This is a genomic window from Streptomyces sp. NPDC031474, from assembly GCF_055581185.1.
Map to the genome: position 1 here is coordinate 88,613 of NZ_JBVIJX010000016.1, position 21,084 is coordinate 109,696.

General features: G+C 72.0%; 23 protein-coding genes. 5 read left to right on the plus strand and 18 right to left on the minus strand.

Annotation, left to right across the window (positions count from 1 at the left end; all coding sequences use genetic code 11):
* Positions 1-82: 82 nt before the first annotated feature.
* The gene (locus tag ACZ5SK_RS31970; RefSeq protein WP_334574213.1) at positions 83-622 is read right to left on the minus strand and encodes a MarR family winged helix-turn-helix transcriptional regulator; all 540 of its coding nucleotides are present in this window, start codon (positions 620-622) and stop codon (positions 83-85) included.
* Between the two features lie 174 nt (positions 623-796).
* Here ACZ5SK_RS31970 and ACZ5SK_RS31975 point away from each other — a divergent pair, with 174 nt between their 5' ends.
* Both ACZ5SK_RS31975 and ACZ5SK_RS31980 read left to right on the plus strand, forming a co-directional pair.
* Positions 797-1,597 carry an SDR family NAD(P)-dependent oxidoreductase gene (locus ACZ5SK_RS31975; RefSeq protein WP_361703767.1) on the plus strand — a complete coding sequence of 267 codons (801 nt, stop codon included), beginning with the start codon at positions 797-799 and terminating at the stop codon, positions 1,595-1,597.
* 46 nt (positions 1,598-1,643) lie between these two features.
* Entirely contained in the window at positions 1,644-2,393 is a 750-nt protein-coding gene (locus tag ACZ5SK_RS31980; RefSeq protein ID WP_334574217.1) for an SDR family NAD(P)-dependent oxidoreductase, read from the plus strand.
* Between the two features lie 71 nt (positions 2,394-2,464).
* Here ACZ5SK_RS31980 and ACZ5SK_RS31985 read toward each other — a convergent pair whose 3' ends face one another.
* From ACZ5SK_RS31985 to ACZ5SK_RS32065, 17 genes are all read right to left on the minus strand, one after another.
* Positions 2,465-3,517, minus strand: a complete 1,053-nt coding sequence (locus ACZ5SK_RS31985; protein ID WP_361703771.1) for an MBL fold metallo-hydrolase — start codon at positions 3,515-3,517, stop codon at positions 2,465-2,467.
* Positions 3,514-5,046, minus strand: coding sequence for a class I adenylate-forming enzyme family protein (locus ACZ5SK_RS31990; protein WP_361703774.1), 1,533 nt, complete (start codon positions 5,044-5,046; stop codon positions 3,514-3,516). Before ACZ5SK_RS31990 ends, ACZ5SK_RS31985 begins: the two co-directional genes overlap by 4 nt.
* Before the next feature lie 56 nt (positions 5,047-5,102).
* The gene (locus tag ACZ5SK_RS31995; protein ID WP_334574223.1) at positions 5,103-5,423 is read right to left on the minus strand and encodes an EthD family reductase; all 321 of its coding nucleotides are present in this window, start codon (positions 5,421-5,423) and stop codon (positions 5,103-5,105) included.
* Between the two features lie 26 nt (positions 5,424-5,449).
* The gene (locus ACZ5SK_RS32000) at positions 5,450-5,830 is read right to left on the minus strand and encodes a hypothetical protein (protein ID WP_361703777.1); all 381 of its coding nucleotides are present in this window, start codon (positions 5,828-5,830) and stop codon (positions 5,450-5,452) included.
* Positions 5,827-6,177: a nuclear transport factor 2 family protein gene (locus ACZ5SK_RS32005; protein ID WP_361703780.1), complete on the minus strand. Its 351-nt coding sequence runs from the start codon at positions 6,175-6,177 to the stop codon at positions 5,827-5,829. The genes ACZ5SK_RS32000 and ACZ5SK_RS32005 overlap by 4 nt, the downstream gene beginning before the upstream one ends.
* A gap of 131 nt (positions 6,178-6,308) precedes the next feature.
* Positions 6,309-6,938 (minus strand): TetR/AcrR family transcriptional regulator, encoded by a 630-nt coding sequence (locus ACZ5SK_RS32010; RefSeq protein WP_361703783.1) that lies wholly within the window; start codon positions 6,936-6,938, stop codon positions 6,309-6,311.
* 100 nt (positions 6,939-7,038) lie between these two features.
* Complete coding sequence (locus ACZ5SK_RS32015; RefSeq protein WP_361703786.1) at positions 7,039-7,872, minus strand: enoyl-CoA hydratase/isomerase family protein; 834 nt, start codon at positions 7,870-7,872, stop codon at positions 7,039-7,041.
* Positions 7,869-8,648, minus strand: a complete 780-nt coding sequence (locus ACZ5SK_RS32020) for an SDR family NAD(P)-dependent oxidoreductase (RefSeq protein ID WP_361703788.1) — start codon at positions 8,646-8,648, stop codon at positions 7,869-7,871. Before ACZ5SK_RS32020 ends, ACZ5SK_RS32015 begins: the two co-directional genes overlap by 4 nt.
* Positions 8,645-9,421 carry an SDR family oxidoreductase gene (locus ACZ5SK_RS32025; RefSeq protein ID WP_334574235.1) on the minus strand — a complete coding sequence of 259 codons (777 nt, stop codon included), beginning with the start codon at positions 9,419-9,421 and terminating at the stop codon, positions 8,645-8,647. The genes ACZ5SK_RS32020 and ACZ5SK_RS32025 overlap by 4 nt, the downstream gene beginning before the upstream one ends.
* Positions 9,418-10,632 (minus strand): acyl-CoA dehydrogenase family protein, encoded by a 1,215-nt coding sequence (locus ACZ5SK_RS32030; RefSeq protein ID WP_361703792.1) that lies wholly within the window; start codon positions 10,630-10,632, stop codon positions 9,418-9,420. Before ACZ5SK_RS32030 ends, ACZ5SK_RS32025 begins: the two co-directional genes overlap by 4 nt.
* A 12-nt stretch (positions 10,633-10,644) precedes the next feature.
* Entirely contained in the window at positions 10,645-11,616 is a 972-nt protein-coding gene (locus ACZ5SK_RS32035; RefSeq protein WP_361703795.1) for a phosphotransferase family protein, read from the minus strand.
* Entirely contained in the window at positions 11,613-12,824 is a 1,212-nt protein-coding gene (locus ACZ5SK_RS32040) for an acyl-CoA dehydrogenase family protein (protein ID WP_334574241.1), read from the minus strand. Before ACZ5SK_RS32040 ends, ACZ5SK_RS32035 begins: the two co-directional genes overlap by 4 nt.
* A 44-nt stretch (positions 12,825-12,868) precedes the next feature.
* Positions 12,869-14,017, minus strand: coding sequence for a thiolase family protein (locus ACZ5SK_RS32045; RefSeq protein ID WP_334574243.1), 1,149 nt, complete (start codon positions 14,015-14,017; stop codon positions 12,869-12,871).
* Positions 14,014-14,385, minus strand: a complete 372-nt coding sequence (locus ACZ5SK_RS32050; RefSeq protein ID WP_334574245.1) for a Zn-ribbon domain-containing OB-fold protein — start codon at positions 14,383-14,385, stop codon at positions 14,014-14,016. Before ACZ5SK_RS32050 ends, ACZ5SK_RS32045 begins: the two co-directional genes overlap by 4 nt.
* A complete protein-coding gene (locus ACZ5SK_RS32055) occupies positions 14,370-15,158 on the minus strand; it encodes an enoyl-CoA hydratase/isomerase family protein (RefSeq protein ID WP_334574247.1) in 789 nt (262 codons plus the stop codon). Before ACZ5SK_RS32055 ends, ACZ5SK_RS32050 begins: the two co-directional genes overlap by 16 nt.
* Before the next feature lie 103 nt (positions 15,159-15,261).
* Positions 15,262-16,395 (minus strand): acyl-CoA dehydrogenase family protein, encoded by a 1,134-nt coding sequence (locus ACZ5SK_RS32060; RefSeq protein ID WP_468576766.1) that lies wholly within the window; start codon positions 16,393-16,395, stop codon positions 15,262-15,264.
* Between the two features lie 134 nt (positions 16,396-16,529).
* Entirely contained in the window at positions 16,530-17,327 is a 798-nt protein-coding gene (locus tag ACZ5SK_RS32065; protein ID WP_334574250.1) for an SDR family NAD(P)-dependent oxidoreductase, read from the minus strand.
* Positions 17,328-17,388: 61 nt separating this feature from the next.
* Here ACZ5SK_RS32065 and ACZ5SK_RS32070 point away from each other — a divergent pair, with 61 nt between their 5' ends.
* The 3 genes from ACZ5SK_RS32070 to ACZ5SK_RS32080 all read left to right on the plus strand — a co-directional run bounded on the left by ACZ5SK_RS32070 (position 17,389) and on the right by ACZ5SK_RS32080 (position 21,078).
* Positions 17,389-18,486: an NAD(P)-dependent alcohol dehydrogenase gene (locus tag ACZ5SK_RS32070; protein WP_361703802.1), complete on the plus strand. Its 1,098-nt coding sequence runs from the start codon at positions 17,389-17,391 to the stop codon at positions 18,484-18,486.
* 118 nt (positions 18,487-18,604) lie between these two features.
* Positions 18,605-20,047: an FAD-dependent oxidoreductase gene (locus ACZ5SK_RS32075; RefSeq protein WP_457494832.1), complete on the plus strand. Its 1,443-nt coding sequence runs from the start codon at positions 18,605-18,607 to the stop codon at positions 20,045-20,047.
* Between the two features lie 161 nt (positions 20,048-20,208).
* A complete protein-coding gene (locus tag ACZ5SK_RS32080) occupies positions 20,209-21,078 on the plus strand; it encodes a branched-chain amino acid ABC transporter permease (protein ID WP_334574256.1) in 870 nt (289 codons plus the stop codon).
* Positions 21,079-21,084 lie beyond the last annotated feature (6 nt).

A 21,084-nucleotide genomic window follows, 5' to 3' on the forward strand; every position in this document is an offset into this window, starting at 1 on the left:
TGCCGACGCGACTCGGCTCGCGATGCCGTCAGGAACAGCCGGCTTTCGTCACGATCGTGGACGATGACGCAGCCGGGGCGTCTCAGGCGCCGAGGTCGGCCGTGGCTCCGTTGAGCGAATCCGAGCAGGTGGTGTCGTCGGCCGCGGGAGCGCTCGCCTCGGCGGGTCCCGCAGTCATACGACGGCTCGCTTCACCGAGGCCGTCGGCGAGGGCCCCTACCTGCTCGGGGGTGAGCGCGTCGAAGAGCAGTTCCCTGACCAGCTCCACATGACCGGGCGCCGCCCGCTCGAGCAGCGCCATGCCCGTGTCGGTGAGTACGGCGAAGACCGCGCGTTCGTCACTCGGGCACGAACGACGACGCACCAGACCGGACTTCTCCATCTGGCCGATCTGATAGGTCAGCCCGCTCTTGGAGTTGACCAGGGCGCCGGCCAGCTCGGCCATCCGCAGTTCCCTGTCGGGGGCGCCGCTGAGCCGGGCGAGGATCTCGTACTGCAACCCGGAGAGACCGAAGTCGCGCTTGAGCCGCTGTTCCAGTCGGCGGTACAGCAGCGCGTGCGCGTTGGTGAAGGCACTCCAGGCGCGCTTCTCCTCATCGTTCAGCCACCGTGTACGACCCATACGACCAGCCTACAGGTTGTTCAAATTGGCCCCCCGAACCGATCTTCCCAGAACTGACCAGAACTGGGTTCAGTATCTATCGGAGCCTTGTCCCCCTCGCCTCGCGAATCTAGACTCGACCAAAGTGAAGCCAATTCAATTCAGGTGTCGCGACATGCACTCGGGAGCAGACACATGAGGGGTTCCCTGGACGGCAGGACCGTGCTCGTCACCGGTGCGGGGCAGGGCATCGGGCGGGCGATCGCCGTGGAGACGGCCCGGCAGGGCGCGTCCGCGGTGGCCGTCGCCGACCGGAACGAGAAGACCGCCGCCGAGACCGCGGAGCTGGTGCGCGCCGCCGGGGCGCGGGCCGAGGCGATCGTCTGCGATCTGCGCGTCCGCGACAGCATCGCCGAGATGGTCGCGCGTACCGCGGAGCACTTCGACGGGCTCGACGTCCTGGTCAACAACGCCGGGGTGATCGAGACCGCGTTCACGACCGAACCGGACCGCGGCGTCGACTCGCTCTCCGAGGACGTATGGGACGCGGTCTACGAGGTCAACCTCAAGGCGGTGTGGCTGACGACGAAGTTCGCCGCGCCGCATCTGCGCCGCTCGACGCGCGGGCCCGCCATCGTCAACACCGCCTCCGTCTCCGGCCTCACCGGCTTCCCCAACGCCCCCGCCTACGGAGTCACCAAGGCCGGCGTCGTTCATCTGACCAAGGTCACCGCGGTCGACCTGGCACCGGTGCGCTGCAACTGTCTCTGCCCCGGGGTCATCGACACACCGCTCGCCCAGGACTTCTTCGCCGCCGGGGACCGTGCCGCCATGGAACACGAGCTCACCGCACCGCAGTTGGTGGAGCGGCTCGGACGCCCGGAGGAGGTCGCGAGGCTGGCGTGCTTCCTGGCCTGCGACGACGCCGCGTTCATCACGGGATCGTCGTACGTGATCGACGGCGGCGCTCTGGCCTGGCTCGGCGTACGGGACTGAGGAGCATCCGAAAGCACCCAGGACCGGCAACACGTGAGGGGATCCGATGCAGTCGAGGCTGGCGGGGAAGACCGCGCTGGTGACCGGTGCCACGGGAGGCATCGGTGACGCCGTCGTACGACGGCTGGCGGCCGAGGGCGCGGCGGTCGTGGTGACCGATCTCGACGCCGATCGCTGCGAGAAGCTCGCCCAGGAGGTCGGGGGCGGTGCCCTGGGGCTCGCCCTGGACGTCTCGGACGAGGAGGCCTGGCGCGAGGTCGTCGCCACGGCGACCGCCGCACTCGGCGATCTGTCCGTACTGGTCAACAACGCGGGGATCGCCACGATGCACACGGTCGAGACCGAGACCATGGAGTCCTGGGAGCAGGTCCTCGGCGTGACCCAGACCGGTGTCTGGCTCGGCATGAAGTACGGCGGCCCGTCCATCGAGCGCTCCGGCGGCGGCTCGATCGTCAACGTCGCGTCGATCTTCGGCACGGTCGGCGGCTTCGGCGCCCAGTTCTCCTACCACGCGGCCAAGGGCGCCGTACGTCTGATGACCAAGAACGCCGCGCTGCACTGGGCGAAGCGCCAAGTCCGGGTGAACTCCCTGCACCCCGGTTTCATCGAGACACCCCGCTCCCGTCAACTGTGGCGCGGCACACCCCGGTTGACCGCGATGGTCGAGGGCACGCCGCTCGGCCGGCTCGGCACACCTGAGGAGGTGGCGGCCGCCGTGGCCTTCCTCGCCTCCGACGACGCAAGCTTCATGACCGGCTCCGAGCTCTACGTCGACGGAGGCTGGACGGCGCGGTGAGGCCGTGAGGCCGTGAGCCCTCAGACCGCCGTCCGCCGCGCCGCACCCCGTAAGGGCTTCGGGCCGGAGCCCTAACCGGCCATGGCTGTGTACCAGTGGACCCCGTCGGTCTGTGTGCGCCCGGCCCGTCCGCGGGCGGCGAGGACATCCAGGTGGGCCGCCGTCTCGTTGACTGCGAGCATCTGGTCGAAGGGCCCGAGGTCCGCGAAGGCGACCCTGCGCCGGGTCCAGCCCAACTCCCCCGCCACCTCGTACGCGGTGCGGGCACGCTCGCCGAGGGCGGCCAGCGTGTCGGCGAGCCGGTCGTCGTGGTGTGCCAGGAGTTCGCCGACCCGGGCGTGCACGCTGTCGCCGACCGGGCCGTGCGCGGGCAGCAAACGCGCGTCGGAGAGGGTGGTCATCAGGTGCAGTGAGTCTAGGTAGTCACCCAACGGCAGGGCGGGGCCGCCGAGTTCGAAGCCGATGGACGGGGTGATGTGCGGCAGGACGTGGTCCCCGGAGAACAGCAGGCCCCGCGCCTGGTCGAGGTAGACGACATGCCCCTGGGTGTGTCCGGGCGTCGGAACGACGGTCAACCGCGTGTCCCCGAAGTGGAGTTCCTCCGCGGTCAGCCAGCGGTCCGGCGCCTCCCAGACGGCGGCGTCGAAGTCGCCGTCGTACATCGCGGCGACGCGCTCGGCGAGGTCGTGGGCCCCGGCCCGGCGGAGTGTGTCGAGCGAGGCGGTCGGCTCGTCCGTGCGCAGCTCTCCCAGGAGTTCCAGACCACGCCGCTCGCCCGCGCCGAGATGGACCCGCGAGCCCAGCAGCCTGCGCAGTTCGACGGCCTGGGTGTAGTGGTCGCGGTGGATGTGGGTCACCAGGACATCGGTGATCTCGCCCAGATCGTGGCCCAGTTCGCCCAGCGCGTCCTCAAGTGCCTTGCGGGACTCGGGAATCGACCATCCGCCGTCGATCAGGACCAGCCCCTGCGTCAGGCCTTCCAGCGCGTAGACGTTGACGGCGCGCAGTCCGTCGTCCGGCAGCGGGAGCGGAATGCGGTGGACGCCGGGTCGTACCGTCTCGGGTCCGGGCCGCGCCCAACGGCCGCGGTCGAAACGGGGGGTGCGGGTCGTGGGGGTGGTCATGCATCTCCTTGCCGGTGCTGTTCGGGGTGAACGGTGAGCCCCGCGTGCAGGTCGTGGGCGAGTCTGCGGGCTCCCGACCGGTCGAGCTTGCCGACGGTCGTCTGTGGCAACTCGCCGACCGTGAAAGCGAATTCGGGCCACTTGGCCTTGGACAGCCCGGTCCGGGCGAGGTGTGCGGTGATCTCGTCGAGGCCGAGTCGGCCGCTGCCGTCCTCGACCACGACGAGCACGGCGGCGCGTTCGCCGAGGAGCGGGTCCGGTACGGGGGTCACGCAGGCGCGGGCGACCGCCGGATGGGCGGCGACGGCGCGCTCGATCTCGGTGATGTCCAGGTTGCGTCCGCCGCGGATGATGACGTCCTTCTCCCGGCCCATGACGGTGACCGTGCCGTCCTCGCCGGTCACCAGCAGGTCGCCGGTGGGGAAGAAGCCGTCCGGGGTGAGGGCCGGCGGCTCGACCTTGCCGTCGCGGGCGTAGCCGAGGAAGAGGGAGGGGCCGCGGACCTGGGCGCGGCCGGTCGTGCCGGGCCCGAGGACGGTGCCGTCGGCGGCGACGGCCCTGAGGTCGGTGCCGGGGAAGGGCCGTCCGTCGTGGCCGAGGCGGATCTCCTCCGGGTCGTCGGGGCGGGGGGAGGTGTGTCCGAGGCACTCGGACATGCCGAAGACGCGCAGGATCGTCGTCCCCAGGGAGCGTTCGGCCCGGGCGAGGGCTCCGCGATCCATGGGGCCGCCGCCGACGGTGATCGAGCGGACCTTGTCGAGCACCTTCGAGCCGGCCGCGGCGGAGCCCATCTGCAGGGCCATGGTCGGCACGCACATGGTCCACCGGACGTCGTGGGCGGCCATCCGCGCGAGTGCTTCCTCGCGGTCCCAGCGGCCGGACAGGACGAGCGGTCCGCCCAGCATGAACGCGAGACACACCCCGAAGCAGTAGGCGGCGGTCGAGGAGAGCGGAACGACGGCGGCCACGGCGTCCCCCTCGCGCAGGCCGTTGACGTCGATCGTGCAAGAGCACGCGTACCGCAGGGCGCTCTCGGACTGGACGACGCCCTTGGGGCGCCCGGTGGAGCCGGAGGTGAGGCCGATGACGGTGCCGCCGGACCAGCGGGAGACATCGCGCGGGCCGCGGCCGGCGCGGACCGTCCAGCCGTCCAGGGCCTCGGCCGTCCGCGCGTCCGGCAGACCACGGGCAGCCCCCCACTCCTCGATCGCGGACGGTTCGGCGATCAGGACGTCCGGCCGGATGTCCTCCAGGGCGGCGGCGAACTCGGCCCGGGTCGTGTGCCGGTTCACCAGCGCCAGGACACCGCCGGTCAGCCCGACGGCGAGGGTCGCGGCGACGGTCCGCCACGAGTTGTCGGCCTGGAGGAGCGCGGTGCCGCCCGGCGTGCCGTCCGGGGCCATCGCCTCGGCCAGGTCGGTTGCCCGCTGTAGGAGATCGCGTGCACCGTGGCGTCCGTGGTCGTCGACGACGGCTGTGAAGTCGTCACGTTCGGACCGCTCGTAGAACTCCCGCACTGTCTGTCGCATCCGTTCCTCGCCTCTTTGCGAAGCCTCGTCACGAAGGGGGTGGCAAGATCCACCGTTCAGCTGTCGTACATCTCCGTCTCGCCGCCCATGACGGCGATCCGGCGGCCGCGCATGTCGCCCACCTGTGCGACGGCGGCCGCCCACTCCGCGCTCTGCAGGGCCTTGCGCAGGTCCTCGGCAGTGTCGAAGCTCAGCACGGAGAGGCCGTCCCAGCCCTCCGAGCGCGGTTCGAGGGCCGCGTCGATGTCGGTGTGCCGCCAGGACCTGAGTCCGGGCAGGCGCCGGGTGAGTTCTGCGTGTTCGCCGCGCCACCACGCGATGAACCGCTCGTGGGTCCACTCGGGCGGCCGGGCGGCCAGCAGGACGAGGTTGTACATCGCGCCTCCTCGGGCAACGCATGGCCTCAGGTGAACAGGACCGCGGGCGAGCGCCCGATCAGCAGCCGCCGTACCCTTCCGCCGTCGTCGAGCCGGGCCGACGCCACGAAGGTCGCTTCCGGTACGCCCGATCTGCGCACCTCGCCGAGGTAGAGCTCGTCCCGGCCGACGGTGGAGGCGGTGAGCAGGTGGTGGGTGCGGACGCCGACCTCGCGCTGGGCGAGGTAGCCCTCCATCTCGGCCCGGCCGCCGTGGAAGTCGGTGCCGGCCGCGCCCCCGGTGGAGAACAGGATGGAGAAGGAGAAGTCGTCGCTGATCAGGTCGAGGATGCGGTCCGCGTCGTCACCGTCCAGGATCCCGAACCAGGTGGTCAGGAACGGGGCGGCCGAGGTGGCGGGCGCGCTCACGGCCGGTCCACGAGGTCGAAGTCGGGAGTGAAGAAGGACTGGTAGCGGGCCATCAGCCCGGCGGGTGAGACCTGTACGGCGGACAGGAAGGCGCCCGTGGTCACACCCTGGTCGACGACGAAGCCGTACGCCGTCTCGACGTCCTTGTCGACGCTGTACCGCACGATCTCGTGCCTGCGGTCCACGGCGTCGCGACCGGCGATGTAGGCGGCGAAGTCCGCACGGGACGCACCGCTGTGTTGACCGCCCGGGAGGGCGATGAGGAACCGGAAGCCGGGTTCCAGGAGTTCGAGGGCCTTTTCCGGGTCCTGGCCGTCCATTCTGGCCATGTATTCGCGAAGCACCATCGCCGATCGCTCTCCCTCAGCGCCATGAAACAACCTGAGTTCAGTTCAGTTTGACTGTAAGGCAGCCGCCCCGACGGCGACAAGGGGCGGGACGTCGCCGGACGGGGCCGGTCCGCAGCCGGACCGAGGGGCTACTGCGCGACCATCCGCACGACGCACCCCTCGATGGTGTCGCTGATCTCCGTCAGGGGAATCGCTCCGGTCGGGCGGTACCACCGCCAGACACTGACGATCATGCCGAGCACGGCGAGGCCCAGAGTGTGCGCGTCACGGACGGGGAAGGCGCCCTTCGCCATGCCGCGCATCAGCAGGCTCGTCCAGTCCCGCTCGACCATCTGGACCAGTTGGCGGGCCGCGACGCGCTCGGTCTCCTCGCGCTTGGACTTGCGCGGGTTGGCGAGCAGGGACATGTTGGCCTGCAGGATGCGCATCTGGCGGATCTCCTGGTCGGTGACCGCGAAGGCGGCACGGACCGCCGCGCGCAGTTCCTCCACCGGTTCCGACGCGCCGCCCGTGGCCTCGACGAACTGGTCGTGGGAGCGCTGGAGTTCCAGGCGCATGATGGTGAGCAGACAGTGGGCCTTGGATTCGAAGTAGTGGTAGAGGGCGGTCTGCCCGATGCCGACGCGGTCGGCCACCTCCGACCACTTGGTGTTCTCGTAGCCGTCCTCCCCGAACCGCTCCACGGCGGCCACGAGGATCGCGCCGCGCTTCGACCTGGGCCCCTCCTCCGGATCCACGATCCGCGCCCTTGCCATCATCTCTCCCTCTCCCTCACGGCCGGCGCCGATCACCGTCCGGTCGTCCGAGAGTAGACCCAAGTTCAAGTCGGCTACGAATCGCAGGCCGGCCGGCTCCCGGTCATCTGTCGTCCGGCCGCGCGGAGCCAGGCCCCGCGAAGTCGGGTCGCGTGAAGTCGGGTCGCGGGAAGTCGGGTCGGCGGCCGGCGAGGAATGCCGCCACGCCCTCCCGGCCCTCCGCGGACACCGCGGCGGCGGCCAGCCGGCGGGCCTCCGCGTCGAGGTGTTCGTCGAGGCCGGCGCAGAGCGCCCCACCGACCAGCCGCCGGGTCGCCCCGTACGCCGCCGTCGCTCCGCGCGCCAGCACGCCCGCGGCCTGCGCGGCTTCCTCGTTCAGCCGCTCCGGTGCGACGACCCGGCTCACCAGGCCCATCCGCAGGGCCTCGGCGGCCGTCACGCGCCGATTGGTCAGCAACAGGTCCAGGGCCCGCCGCGGCCCGACGAGCCGGGGCAGCGACCAGCTGACCCCGGCGTCCGGCGTGTACCCGACGGCGGTGTAAGCGGCCGTGAAGCTCGCGTCGGTCGCCGCCAGGCTCACGTCCGCCGCCGCCACGAGCCCCAGCCCGGCGCCCGCGACGGCCCCCCGTACGGCGACCACGAGCACAGCGTCCAGCCCGGCGAGGATCCGCAGCGCCCCGTGGAGCGAGTCGGTGACCTCGGTGAGATGTCCTGCCAGGCGTTCTGCGGGCAGCGCGGCGAACTCCTTCAGATCGCCGCCGACGCAGAAGGACGGTCCCCGCGCGGTGAGCAGCACCGCCCGGGCCCGTGCCGTCTCGCATTCCCCGGCGGCGTCCAGCAGTGCCCGGGCCATCGCCAGGTCGATGGCGTTGCCCGACCCGCGACACAGCTCGACCCGCGCCAGCCCGTCCCCGTCGACCTCGACCGTGACCCTCATCGCGCCGTCCACCCGCCGTCCACGGTGAGCACGTGCCCGGTGCAGTACGAGGACGCGTCCGAGGCCAGATAGAGCAGGGCCCCGTCCAGTTCGCCCGGCTCGCCGCCGCGCCCCAGCATCGTGCCGCGATCGACCCAGCGCCGGGAGCGCTCGTCGGCGAACAGCCCGTCGGTCATCTCGGAGCGGAACCAGCCGGGCGCGAGCGCGTTGACCCGCACCCCCGACCTTCCCCACTGTCCGGCAAGTTCCCGGGTGAGTCCGACGAGTCCGGCCTTGGACGCGGCATAGGCCGCGCCGCCGAGGGGCGCGCCGGAGACCAGTGCGAGTACGGACGAGACGTTCACCACCGCTCGCATGCGGCCGGACGACGGCGCCTCGGCCAACAGCCGCGCGAGGTGGAAGGGCGCCACCAGGTTCACGTCCAGTACGCGGGCGAAATCCTCGGCGCTCTCGTCCTCGGCGCGTACTGCGCCGGGCGCGCCGGCGTTGTTGACGAGGACGTCGATCCGGCCGCTCTCGTCGAGCGCCGTCCTCATCAGCCGGGCACGGTCCTGCGCCCGCGAGACGTCGCAGACGACCGGATGGATGCGCGGGTCGTCGCCGGCGAGCTCCTTGAGCCGGTCCGAGCGCCGGGCGGCGGCCAGGACGGTGGCGCCGGCCGACGCGAGCACCGTGGCGAACCGGGCTCCGAGCCCGGACGACGCCCCGGTGACCACGGCGGTCCGCCCGCGCAGCGAGAACAGCTCCGCCACCGGGTCCCCCACGGCGGTGCTCATCCCTCCACCCCGATCGGTAGTACGGTCGCGCCGCCGTCCAGGACCAGGGTCTGCCCCGTCATCCAGGACGATGCCTCCGATGCCAGGAAGAGCGCGGCGTGCGCCACGTCCTCCACGGTCCCGAGTCGGCGCAGCGGCAGCTTCGCGATCAGGATCGCCTCCCTCGGCTCCCAGACGGCCCGGGCCAGCTCGGTCTTGATCAGGCCGGGCGCGATCGCGTTCACGCGGGCCATCGGACCGAGTTCGTAGGCGAGTTGGCGGGTCATGTGGAGCATGGCCGCTTTGGTGGCGTTGTACCAGCCGATGTGCGGGTCGACGATCAGTCCGCCGACGGACGCGATGTTGACGACCGCTCCCCCGTGCTCCCGTATCCACGCGCCCCAGGCGTACCGGGTCCAGGCGACCATGGCGTACTGGTTGACCCGTACGGTCTTCTCCGCGCGCGGCAGGTCGAGGTCGAGAAGGTCGCCCAGGTACGGGTTGGTGGCCGCGTTGTTGACCAGGACGTCGAGCCTGCCGAAGCGGGACACGGTCTCCTGGACGCAGCGCTCGGCGTCCTCGGGGTTCCCGGCGTTGGCGACCACCTCGTGGATCTCGCCGTCCCCCTTGACCCGCAGCAGCTCCTCGCGCGCCGCGGCCAGGCCGTCGGCCTTCCGGGCGGCGATGACGACATGGGCGCCCGCCTCCCGGTAGGCCTTGGCGATGCCGAGTCCGATGCCCCTGGAGCCGCCGGTGATCACGGCGACCCGTCCGCCCAGTTCCTGTGCGTTCACGCCGACTCCTTCGGGTACTTGGCCAGTTCACGCCGCGCGACCGTCCGCAGGTGCACCTCGTCCGGGCCGTCCGCGATCCGTAGCGCCCGGGTGATGGCGTACAGCCGGGCCAGTACGGTGTCGTCGCTGACCCCGGCCGCCCCGTGGGCCTGGACCGCCCGGTCGACGACGTGGTGGGCGACCTCCAGCGCGGCCACCTTGATCGCGGCGACCTCGGTGCGTGCCGCCGCGTTGCCCGAGGTGTCCATCAGCCAGGCCGACTTGAGGACCAGCAACCGCAGTTGCTCGATCTCGATGCGGCTGCGGGCGATCCACTCCCGCACGACGCCCCGTTCGGCGAGCGGGCCGCCGAAGGCGGTGCGGGTCAGGGTCCGGCGGCACATCAGCTCCAGTGCCCGTTCGGCGAATCCGACCGCCCGCATGGCGTAGTGCATACGCCCGGGCCCCAACCGCCCCTGTGCCAGGGCGAATCCGTCGCCTTCGCCGCCCAGCAGCGCCGAGACCGGCACGCGGACGTTCTCGAAGAGCACGTCGCCGTGGCCGCAGCGGTCGGTGTAGCCGAACATCGGCAGATCGCGGAGGATCGTGATGCCCGGGGTGTCGCGTGGGATCAGGAGCATGCTCTGCTGCCGGTACGTCGGCGCGTCCGGGTCGGTGACCCCCATCAGGATGATCAGCCGGCAGTCCGGGTCGAGGATCCCGGAGGTGTACCACTTGTGGCCGTCGACGACGTACTCGCCGCCGTCACGGGTGATGCGGGTGCGGATGTTGCGCGCGTCGGAGCTGGCGACCTCGGGCTCGGTCATGGCGAAGCAGGACCGGATCTCGGCGGCCAGCAGCGGTCGCAGCCAGCGGTCCTGCTGCTCGGGGGTGCCGAAGAGGGCGAGCAGCTCCATGTTGCCGGTGTCGGGGGCGGAGCAGTTGAACACCTCCGGTCCGATCACCGACCGTCCTGCCAGCTCGGCCAGCGGCGCGTACTCCAGGTTGCTGAGGCCGGCGCCCCAGTCGCCGTGTGCGAGGAAGAGGTTCCACAGACCCTCGGCACGTGCCTTCTCCTTCAACTCCCGCATCACAGGCGGTAGTTCGTGGTGGTCGGCGGCATCGGCGAGCTGCCGGTCGTAGTCGGGCTCGGCGGGCAGGACGTACTCCTGCATGAACGCGGCCATGCGCGAGCGGAGTTCATCGGCCCTCGGGGAGAGTGCGAAATCCATGGGCTGGCTCCTTCAGGGCCGTCGAGCGAGGAGGTCGCGGGCCGTGCGGATCATCGCCGCGATGGTCGGCGGCAGCCGTTCCTGGTCGGGGTCGTGGTGCTCACCCTCGCGGTGCCGGCGCAGGTTGTGGCCCATGATCGCGGCCATCTTGGTGCGGGCCAGGGCACGGAACCAGTCGAAGGCCGCAGGTTCGGGGTGTCCGTCGAGGTAGGCGGTGAGCAGCTCTTCCTCGATGGGCAGGCCGGGGACGGCACGGCCGAGCCGGGGGAAGTTGCGGTGGTCGGCGAAGAGGAGGAACCAGGCGAGGTCGATGCGCGGATCGCCGTACGCCCAGATCTCCCAGTCGACGACGGCGGCCGGTCGTGCGCCCTGGCACAGGACGTTGCCGAGGCGGAAGTCGCCGTGGATGAGGGTGGGGGGAATTCCTGCGGGGATGCGTGAGGCCAGGGCGTCCATCACCTCGTCGGCTCCGGAGCGGAGTTCGGGCGGCACCGCGCGCATGGTGCGGCTCCATCGGTCCAACTCCCCTGCGGGGTCGAGCGGTTCGGCGCTGCTTGTGGTCGTCGTGCCGTGCAGGTCTCGCAGGACGTCGGCAAGGGCCGACATCCGGGTGCGGCACAGGCCCGGGTCGAGGCGGTGCTCGTCGAGGACGGGCTCGATCGCCTCGCCGTCGACGAACTCCATGGCGAACCAGGCCGGTTCGCTCTCGTCGAGTGCGACCACGCCCGGCACGGGCACCGGTGATCCGGCGAGCGCGCGCAGGATCCGGGCCTGGCGGAGCACGTCGTTGCGGCCGACGGGGCGCCGGCCCGGCGGCACCGCCTTGACGACGTAGGAGACCGGCCCCGCCGTGAGGGAGTAGGTGAGCCCCGAGTGGCCGCCCGGCAGGGTGCGCAGGTCACCGAAGGCGTCGTCGGGGTGCCGTTCGGCCAGCTGCTCACGGACCCGGCGCGCGAGTTCGCTCACCTCGGTCGTCGTGCTCAACGTCCCGCTCCCTTCGGCTCCTTGGGCAGTCCCAGCACCCGTTCGGCGAGGATGTTGCGCTGGATCTCGTCGCTGCCGCCGGCGATGCGGTAGCCGGGAGCGCCGAGGAGGTGCTCGGTCCAGGCGAAGGTGCCCCACTCCCCCGTGTCGGCGGCCAGCCGTGGTCCGAGGAGTTGCTGGACGAGGTCGGTGGTGGCGCGCATGGTCGCGGTGGCATGGAGCTTGCCGACCGAGGCCTCGGCGCCCGGTTCGCGGCCGGCCGCCAGCGCCGACGTCACGCGCAGCCCGGTGAGCCGCTGGACGAGCGCGCGGACGGCGAGGTCGGCCGCCTGCTGCTGTTCGCCGCCGGTGAGCGGGCGGGGCAGGTGCCGGGCGAGGTCGAGGGCGCGGTCGGCGTTGTCCAGGCCGAGTCCGCCGGAGTCGAGGCGTTCGGCGGCGAGCACGGTGAGGGTGACCCGCCAGCCCTCGCCGACGGGGCCGAGCCGGTCGGTGTCGGGCACCCGGACGTCGTCCAGGTAGACCTCGTTGAAGCTGGCGCCGCCGGTCATCTGCCGGATGGGCCGTACGGTCACGCCCGGCGTGTCCATCCTGACCAGGAAGACCGTGATGCCCGCGTGCTTGGGCGCGTCGGGATCGGTGCGGCAGACGGCCACCCCCCAGGTGGCGACCCGGGCACCGGACGTCCAGATCTTGTGGCCGCGCAGGATCCAGCCGTCGCCCTCGCGCACGGCGCGGGTGCGGACGGCGGCGAGGTCCGAGCCGGCTTCCGTCTCCGAGAACAGCTGACAGGCGAGTTCGTCGGTGCGGAGCATGGGGCGCAGCCAGCGGCGCTGCTGCTCCTGCGTCCCCCAGATGCGGACGGCGGGCGCGACGAGCTGCTGGGTGACGGGGAAGATCTCGGTGCGTCGTGGAACGTCGAAGGCGGACTCCTCGGACCGGTACAACTGCTCGTAGTGGGCGGGAAGTTCGCGGCCGCCGTACTCCGCGGGCCAGGCGAGGGCGCCCCAGCCCTGGTCGTATCGGGTGCGTTCCCAGTCCCTTGTCCGGTCCGTGTGCGTGCGTTCCTCGGCCTCCGTCCAGTTCTCGAAGACGGCCACCGAGTCGTCGCCGCGGCCCCACTCGTGATGTGCGGCGCGAGCTGCCGCCACGCCCTTCAGCCACTGCCGGGCCTCGGCGCGGAAGTCGTCCGGGTCGGGTATGCCGTCCATGATCCTCCTCTCTGGGGTGCCTCGAAGGACTCTCGACGGGCCCCTCAACGGGTCAGCACGGTGCAGGCGCTGACCCCCGGCGCCCCGTACACATGGGTGAAGCCGGTCGACGGATCCCCCGGCACCTGTCGCTCCCCCGCCCGGCCGCGCAGTTGCTGCACGACCTCGTGGACCTGGCGCAGTCCGGAGGCGCCGATGGGCTCGCCGTTGGCGATGCATCCGCCGTCCGTGTTGACCGGCAGCGAGCCGTCGATCCCGGTCGCCCCGAACGGGATGAGCGACTCCTGCTCGCCGTGCTCGCAGAACCCGCACTCGGCCAGATGCATCACCTCGGCGCCGCTCTCGGTGTCCTGCAACTGACACACGTCGATGTCGCGCGGCCCCAACCCCGCTTCTTCGAAGGCGCGTTGGGCGGCGTCCGTGCTGACACTCGTCGGGGTACCCGGCGGCGCCCAGGGGCTGAACACCTCGAAGGAGCCGAACCGCCGGGTCCGTACGACCGCCGCCCGCAGCGCCACCGGTGCCGCCCCGATCTCGCGGGCCACCGTCCGGTTGCACAGGATCAGGGCGACCGCGCCCTGGCCGGGCGAGCAGAACATGTACCGGGTCAGGGGGTCGTTGACCATGCCGGACGCCAGGATCTCGTCCGCGTCGAGCGGCTTGCGGCGCCATGCGTGCGGGTTGAGGCCTGCGTTGCCGTAGGCCTTCTCGGCGACCTGTGCGAGGGTGCGGGGGCTGATGCCGTGGTCGTACATGTACCGCTGGACCTTCATGGCGAAGAACTGTGTGGTCACCATCAGCCCGTCGCGGCCGTAGGCGTCGTCGAGCCCCCAGTCCGCGGGCCGCGGGTCGAAGGCGCCGCGCGGGTGCTTGTCGAAGCCGACGGCGAGGGCCACGTCCGCCGCCCCGGAGCGGATCGCGTGGGTGGCCGCGACCAGCGCGCTGCCGCCGGTCGCACAGCCGTTGCGGACATTGGTGAACGGCACGCCGGTCAGGCCGAGTTCGGCGACCAGTGTGTCGGCGTTGCCGGCCGCGTCGCTGCCACCGTACGCGGCCCGCACCCGGGACCACGGCAGTCCGGCGTCGGCCAGCGCGGCGCGGACGGCCTGCACGGCGAGCTGCCGGCCACTCGCCTGCGTGCGGGCGAAGGAGGTGATCCCGGCGCCGCAGACGAATACGTCCTCGCCGCTCATCCGGCGGCTCCCGTGGCCCTGGGCACGCCGCCTGCCGCGCCGATCGTCACCGGCATGCCGATCTCCGCGTCCTCGGGCCGGATGTCGAGGGCCGCCAACACGCGGACGCCTTCCGGCAGTTCGACGTATCCGACGGTGAACGGGGTGAATCCGGCGGCTGGTGGAACGTAGGGCGGCGACTTGGGCGCGTACCGCTGTACGGTCCAGGTCCACAGGGTGCCGGTGCCGGAGAGGAGGACCGGTTCGGCCGGTCCTCCGCAGCGCGGACACGTCGGCTGGGCCGGGTGGGCGGCCACCGCGCAGTCGGCGCACCGGGAACCGCGCAGCCGGCTCCCGGGCTCCGGGGTGTCGCTCAGCGGCCCTTCCACTGCGGCTCCCGCTTCTCCAGGAACGCCGCCACGCCTTCCGCCGCGTCCTCGGAGTTGAGCATCACGCCGACCGCGAGGTGCTCCATGACCATCAGCGACTGGATGTCGGCGTCGAGGCTGCGGTCGATGGTCATCTTGGTGATCCACATGGTGAACGGGCTCTTGTCGATGAGCTGATCGGCGAACTCCTCGACCGTGGCGTCGAGCTTGTCGGCGGGCGCCGAGGAGTTGATGAGGCCGAACTCGGCGGCCTCGACCCCGGTGAGCAGCTTGCCGGTGAGCATCAGCTCCTTGGTCTTGCGGACGCCGATCATGCGCGGCACCCGGTAGATCGGTCCGGCGCCGCCGAACAGCGCGCGCCGGATGTGGAAGTCCCCGATCAGGGCGTCGTCCGCGGCGATCGCGAAGTCGCAGGAGATCATCAACTCGAAGCCGCCCGCGGTGACATGGCCTTCGAGGACGGCGATCGACGGCGTCCTCATCGAGTAGAGCCGGTCGCAGACCTTCGCCGAGAGCACGGCGACGTCGATCGCGTTGGACCTGCCGACGAAGTCGGCCTTGAGGCTGTCCAGGTCGAACCCGGAGCAGAAGGTGTTGCCACGCCCGCGCAGCACCAGTACACGCAGTTCGGGGTCCGCGTCGACCTCGGTGATGATCTCGTCCAGCCGGTTCAGGATCGGCACGGTCACGCAGTTCTTCTTGTGCGGGCGGTTGAGCCAGACCCGCGCGACCTGACCGTCCCGCTCGAACTGGATGTCGTCCTCGACTGCCATGAGCTCCTCCAAACTGAACTGAATTGAGTTCGATTCTGTGGGCGATGGGTGGCCCTGTCAATGGATCGGGAAGCGGTGACCGCTCAGGGCGGGCGGCGCGCGCTCAGTCGGTACGGCCGGTGAGGCCGAGCAGGCCGGCCAGGCGCAGGCGATGGTCGTCACCCGTCCCGAACAGCGCCTCGTCGGCCCGGGCCCGGCGTACATACAGATGGGCCGGATGCTCCCAGGTGAAGCCGATCCCGCCGTGGAGCTGGACGTATTCCGTGGTGGCGAGCCGGTAGGCGCCGGTGCAGGCCACCGCCGCCGTACTCGCCGCCACGGGCAGTTCCCGCGCCCGCGCGGCGAGGCAGGCGCCCGCATAGGCCGCCGCCGACCTCGCGCCCTCGACTTCGACGAGCAGGTCGGCGAGCCGGTGCTTGACCGCCTGGAACGAGCCGATGACACGGCCGAACTGGGTCCGCCGGGACACGTGGGCGAGTACGGCGTCCAGGGCGTGCGCGCTGCCGCCGACATGCTCGGCCGCCAGAGCCGCGCGTGCGGCGTCGCGGACGGCGTCGACGACCTCCGCCGCCCGTCCGGGCTCACCGACCGGCTCGGCCGGGGCTCCCCGGAAACGGACGAGCGCCTGGCGGCGGGTGGGGTCGAGGACCCGCCGAGCCGTACGGTCGCAGGTCCCGCCGTCCGGCTCGCAGGCGAACAGCCGCTCCCCGTCCGGTGCGCGCGCCGCCACCACCAGCAGATCGGCGTCCGCCCCGTCGGGCACGAAACCGGCCTCACCGCGCAGCGCCCAGCCGTCCCGGCCGCGCTCGGCCGTCACAACGGCGGGGTGCAGGAATCCGGCGACCGTCGCCGTGCGCGCACCGGCGGCGAGGCCCGGCAGCCAGCGCGCGCAGGCCCGTCGGTCGCCGCTGTCCAGCAGGGCGTGGCCGGCGAGGACGAGGGTGCTCAGCAGTGGCGCGGGGCACAGCACCCGCCCGGCCTCCTCCAGCGCCACGGCGAGTTCGGCGAAGGTGTAGCCGGCGCCGCCGTACTCTTCGGGCACCGCGAGGCCGTGCACACCGATCTCGCCGGCGAGCCGCTCCCACAGCGCCCGGTCGTGCCCGCGCGGGCTCTCCGTCTGCCTGCGGATCTCCTCGGGCCCGCAGGTCTCGGCGAGCAAGTCCCTGAGCACCGCTCGCAGTTGGCCCTGCTCCTCGGTTTCCAGCAGCATCGCGGGATCGGCGTCGAGCCGGAACATGGGAACCTCCTTCGGCCGCACCCGTCCAGGGGCGCGGGACTGTGTCGTCGTGCGGCTCCGCCGCGCGGGCACGACCGTGCGGGACGGCCACGCCGGGCCGCAGCCGTCCCGACGGCCGTGCCCGCGGCGCGCTCTCACACCGTGAACCGTCCGCCGTTGGCCAGCAGCACCGCCCCGACGAGGTTCGCCGCCTCCTCGCTCGCCAGGAACAGGGCGATGTCGGCGATCTCCTCCGGCGTGGCGTACGGGCGCACACGCGGATCGGCGAAACCCCTGCGCAGCGCCTCGGGGGTCCGGGCGGCCATGCCGGTGTCGGTCGGCCCGGGCGCCACGGTGTTGACGCGGACGCCGAACGCGATCGCCTCCTTGGCGGCGGACTGGCTCAGCGCATGGACGCCGGCCTTCGAGGCCGCGTAGTGCGGATAGCCGGCCTGGGCGTCGAAGGCCGAGGAGGAGCCGACGGTGACGACGGCTCCCGACCGGTGCGGCGTCATGACCCGCAGGGCGGCGCGCAGCACGTGGAAGGTGCCGTCCAGATTGACGCGCATGACGCGCCGCCAGGCGTCGTCACCGAGCCGGCCCGTCACCTCCGGCGGCCGCTGTGCGAGCAGGGCCTCGGCGATCCACTCCTTGGCCGCGGGGTCGTCCACTCCGGCCGCGTGCACCACGACGTCGAGCCGTCCGTGCCGCCGTACGACCTCGTCGAAGGCCCGGTCGACCTGCGCCGGTTCGGCCACGTCGACGGTCAGGGGGTGCACTCGCGGCATCTCCTTCGCGAGGGCGGCCTGCACCGCCGGGCCGTCGACGTCCGCGGCGAAGACCTCGGCGCCCTGCGCGCACAGTCGCCGGGCGACCGCCGCACCGATGCCGGATCCCGCGCCGGTGACGAGCGCGATCCGCCCGACGAAGCGCCTCGTGTGCTCACCGTCCATGCACGGCCACCACCCCATCGTCATCTACTGAACTGACTTCATTTTTGTTACTGTCTCAGGTATGTCAACAGACAGGACGCGAGCGGTCCGACTGACCCGCTGGGGCGGTCCACCGATCCTCACCGAGGTGACGCGGCCCACCCCCACGGGCGAAGAGGTCCTGCTCCGGGTCGAGGCGGCGGGCCTGTGCCGTTCGGACCTCCACGTCATCGACGCGCGGCCGGCCGATCTCCCCTACCGGATCCCCTTCACCCTCGGGCACGAGGTCGCGGGCCGGGTGGTGGAACGCGGCCCGCTGGCCACGGGGCCGGCGGTCGGCGAGCGCGTGGTCGTCTACGGCCCCTGGGGCTGCGGAAGTTGCGCACGCTGCGTGATCGGAGCGGAGAACTACTGCGACCGGCGTGCGGCCCTGGACGCGGACCGCGTCGGTACCGGTGCGGGACTCGGGCGCGACGGCGGGATGGCCGACCTGCTGCTCGTGCCGTCCGGGCGGTCACTGGTCCCGGTGGCCGACCTGGCCGCCGCACAGGCGGCGCCCCTGTCGGACGCCGGGCTCACCGCGTACCACGCCGTGGCCTCGGCCCGGCGCGCACTGGGTGACGGCGCGAGCGACGAAGCCGGCGACGACGCGGGCCCGGGCGTGGTCGTCCTCGGCATCGGCGGCCTGGGGCACCTGGCCGTCCAGATCCTGCGCGCCACGACGACCGCGCAGGTACTGGCCGTGGACGTGCGCGAGGAGGCGCTCGCCCTGGCCGACGAGTGCGGGGCGCACTTCGGCACGCTCCTGCGCCCCGACACCGCGACGGTCCTGCGGGGCCGCACGGGCGGGGTCGGGGCGGTGGCGGTGCTCGACTTCGTCGGCAGCCGGTCCAGTCTGGAACTGGGGGCGGCCGTACTGCGAGCGGGCGGCGAACTGGCCGTGGTGGGCAGCGGCGGCGGGGAGCTGACGGTCCGCAAGCCCGGCGCGCTCCCGCCCGGGACGCGGATCTCGCTGCCCTTCTGGGGGACCCGGCCCGAACTGGAAGCGGTGGTCGCCCTGGCGCGCGACGGCGTACTGAAGGCGGGGATCGAGCGGTTCGCGCTGTCGGGCGCGACGGAGGCGATCGCGAAGCTACGCTCCGGCGACGTCCGGGGCCGTGCGGTACTGATCCCCGACTGACCCGATCGGCCGAAAACGGTACTGCCGCACCCTCTGCCACCATCCTCTCGACTCCAGAAGTGAGTTCAATTAGCGTCTTCTGTCACTACTCGGCGACATGAAGGCGGTGGGACCCGCTATGACTGCGGAGACAGTGGATCTGCTGGTGATAGGCGGCGGCATGGCCGGTCTGACGGCCGCCGCCCACATGGCCGCCGAGGGCGGCTCCGTGGTGCTGGTCGAGAAGGCGGAACGCACCGGCGGCTCCGCACGCTTCGCCGGTTTCGTCTGGACGACCCCGACCGTCGAGGAGATGCGCCGGGTCAACCCCGACGGCGACCCGGCGTTGGCCGCCGCCCTCGTGGACGGGTTCGCCGACGGCGTGGAGTGGATACGGTCGCTCGGTGTGGAGTGCCGGCCGCCGGTGCCCGTGCTCGGCTTCGGCCGTGGGCACCAGCTCGACACCAACCACTACCTCGACACATGCGAGCGGCTGATTCGCCGCCGGGGCCAGGAAGTGCTGACCGCCACCGGGACCCGTTCGCTCGTGACGGAGAACGGCGCGGTCAAGGGGGCGGACTGTCTCCTGCCGGACGGATCCGTGCGCCGGATCGAGGCCAGCTGGACCCTGCTCGCGACCGGCGGATTCCAGGGGGATCCGAGCCTGTGCGCCGAGCACGTCCACCCCCGCGCCGCGGACATCGGACTGCGGGCGAACCCGCACAGCCGGGGCGACGGCCTCGCGCTCGGGCGCACCGCGGGCGCGGCGTTCGGCAAGAAGGACGCGGGCTTCTACGGACACCTCATGCCGGCGGGCGTCTCACTGGCCGACCCCGCGCGCTTCGTCGACCTGGCCCTCTACTACAGCGAGCACGCCCTGCTGTTCGACACGACGGGCGAACGCTTCGTCGACGAGACGCTCGGGGACCATCTCACCGCCATGGCGCTGCTGGAACGGCCGCAGGGCCGCGGCCTGCTGGTCGCCGACGCACGGGTGCACCGCGAGTGGATCAGCGCCTCGTACGTGGAGGGCATCCCCGGCGTGGACAAGTTCCAGCTCTGCCATCGCGCCGGCGCCCGCAGTGCGGTGGCCGACAGCCTGACGGACTTCGCGTCGATGCCCGAGGAATGGGGCTATCCCGGCGCCACGATCCGCGACCGCATCAAGGAGTTCAACGCCGGTGCGAGCGAGGGCGTCGCAGCGACGCCGGGGCGCCTGCTGGACCATCGGCCGCTCGACGAGCCGCCGTTCTACGTCGTCGAGGCCGCCCCGGCGATCACGTTCACCTTCGGGGGGCTGCTCATCGACGCCGGCGCGCACGTCCTGTCCGCGGACCCGGCCGGACTCACGGGCCCGTCCATGGGAACGGACTCGGACTCGGACTCAAGCATGAACATGGGCATGGGCCCGGGCGGGGACCGGGTCGGGCAAGGCGCCGTGCCCGGTCTGCTCGCGGCCGGAGCGGACGCGGGCGGGCTGTACCGGCGCGCCTACGCGGGCGGCCTCGCCCCCGCACTGGTCTTCGGCCTGACGGCGGCGCGGACCGCGCTCACCGAGTCACCGACGACCCTCGCACGCTGAGCCCGGTCGCCGCCCGGCACAAATCCCGTGCACGAGGCTTGCCCGTCCGGCGCCGCAGTGTCTAGCTTACTGAATTGAGTTCACTTTAACTCTGCGGTCGATGAGGTGATCATGCTTTCTGCATGCGTGGCGCGAACGCGCCCTTCCCCGAGGGAGGAGCTGTGAGTCAGTTCCTGCTTGTCCTGGTCAGCGGTGTGGCCAGTGGAGCCGTGTACGGCCTGATGGGTCTCGGGCTGGTCATCATCTATCGGGCCACGGACGTCGTGAACTTCGCGATGGCGTCGCTCGCGACCCTGGGCCTGTACGTTGCGGTCTCCCTCCACGACCGCGGTGTCGCCACGGTGGTCGGCGTCCTCGCCGCCGTCGCGATCACCGTCGCAGCGGGTCTCCTCGTCCGCGAGACGGTGATCCGGCCGCTGGGACAGGGGCAGTTGTTCTCCGCGCTCGTCGTGACGATGGGCGTGTCCCTGATCGCGGAAAGCGTGGCCGGATCGATCTGGGGCGATCAGCCGAAGGCGTTCCCCAGCCTGGTCGACGGGACGGTGCGCTGGTCGGGCGCCGCCGTGCCGGTCCAGAGCCTGCTGACGATCGCCGTCGCCGCCGTCGCGATGGCGCTGGTGGGCTATCTGTTCTCGCGCACCACCCTCGGCTCGGCCATGCGCGCCGTGGCCGAGTCCGCGGACACCGCCCGCGTGGTCGGGCTGAGCGCACAGCGCCTGGCCCGGATCTCCTGGGCACTCGGCCTGGGCCTCGCCGCACTCGCCGCCTGTCTGTACGCCCCGCGCTCCGGCCTGGTGCCCACCGCGCTCGTCGCGCCCCTGTTCCGCGCCTTCGCCGGAATCTTCCTGGGCGGTCTGACCAGCATGTACGGCGCCGTCCTCGGCGGGCTGACCATCGGTGTCCTGGACAACATGGCGGCGAACTACGTCTCCGCCAGCTTCCGGGACACGTTCGTGTTCTCGTTCACCGTGCTGGTGCTGCTGATCCGTCCCCAGGGCATGTTCGGCACCCGCACCTTCCAACGGGTCTGAGGGGTC